Raw genomic sequence first — 1,282 nt, forward strand, 5'->3', positions numbered from 1 at the left:
TGGAAATCAAAAACAAAAAGGAAAATTAATAATACTTGATGCTTATCCTACAAACTTTGAAGGCTTTGATATTGACATTATGAATGTACATTATCCAGACTATTACTCAAATGAAAAAGAACCAAAACCACCAGCAGACTGGCAAAATCCAAACCCAATAATATTTTTAACCATTCCAAAAGGAACAGAGTTTAATTTTTATTTCAAAAACACGGCTTTCTATGATAAAAACTTAAAACAAGATTTGAAAGAAGCCCTTGAATATATAGGAATTGGGGCGAAAACATCGTTGGGATACGGGATTTTAGAATGAAAGTAATATCTAAGTCTTCATTAAAAGTAGTAGGTTTCACTTTAATTTCCTTTGTAATTTCTGGAATAATTCCTGTACTACCTAAATTTTTAGAATATATAAAAGCTCCAAATTTTTTAATTCAATATAGTGAGCCAGTAATATTTGGTATTTCTTTATTTATTCTTATTATCCTTTTTGGGATTTACAAAAAAACTTTACGGCGAAAAGATATTAATTCTATTTTGAAAGATATTCTATCTGCAAAAATAGAAGGAGTATATGGACTTATAGGAGCTATTTTTATTTTAACCTTAACCTCATGGTTTGCAGATTATTTTAAAGATAAACATTACTGCCTTGCATTAGCTTCTTTAGTAAACATTTTTAATATTGGTATATTGTTTATAAGACTGTATCCACATGAGAGTAAAAAATCTAAAAATACAAAAAAAGTTCTTATAATGGCTTTGTCAAATTTATCTAAAAATAAAAATTTAAGTGAAAAATTAGAAAAATTTGAAGAACAATTAAAAACAGGCTTGTTAGGAAAGGAAAGATTAGAATTAAGCTGGGAACTTCCTTTAAGACATATCTACGAATATAAAGACTCTCTGGAAAAGGTGTTTTTTATAACAAGTTATGAATCTTATCAAGATAAGGAAAAGTTTTTAGAATTTTTAAATATAGTTTTACCAGAGTTTAAAGATAAGGTAATTTTTGAAAGTGGTATAAATTTTGACGACTTTAAGCAAATTAAAGATAAATTAATATCAATTATAGATAGAATAAAAGACGAAGGATACACAGATGAAGACTTAGTCGTAAACATAAGCGGGGGAACTTCTGCCATAACGTTAGGGCTTACGCTTTTTGCTTTGGAAAAAGGTAGACTTATAACATATTTTGAGCAAATAAAAAAGCCTGCAAAATTAGTTGAGTTTGATGTAAACAAAGAAGATGCAGTAGATTTCCTAAAAGCCTAACCTT

2 protein-coding genes are annotated in these 1,282 nt (G+C 27.7%); both read left to right on the forward strand.

Features of this window, described 5'->3' with window-relative positions:
* The coding region (gene cmr6, locus HG1285_RS01080; protein ID WP_008289488.1) for a type III-B CRISPR module RAMP protein Cmr6 at nt 1-313 on the forward strand (313 nt) is incomplete at its 5' end.
* Nucleotides 310-1,278, forward strand: a complete 969-nt coding sequence (locus HG1285_RS01075) for a hypothetical protein (protein WP_008289489.1) — start codon at nt 310-312, stop codon at nt 1,276-1,278. The genes cmr6 and HG1285_RS01075, both read left to right, overlap by 4 nt.
* Nucleotides 1,279-1,282: the final 4 nt, after the last annotated feature.

This window comes from Hydrogenivirga sp. 128-5-R1-1 (assembly GCF_000171895.1).

Bases quoted from the DNA above. Each gene is read 5' to 3' on its own strand.
- HG1285_RS01075 (WP_008289489.1), top strand. From the start codon at position 310: ATGAAAGTAATATCTAAGTCTTCATTAAAAGTAGTAGGTTTCACTTTA.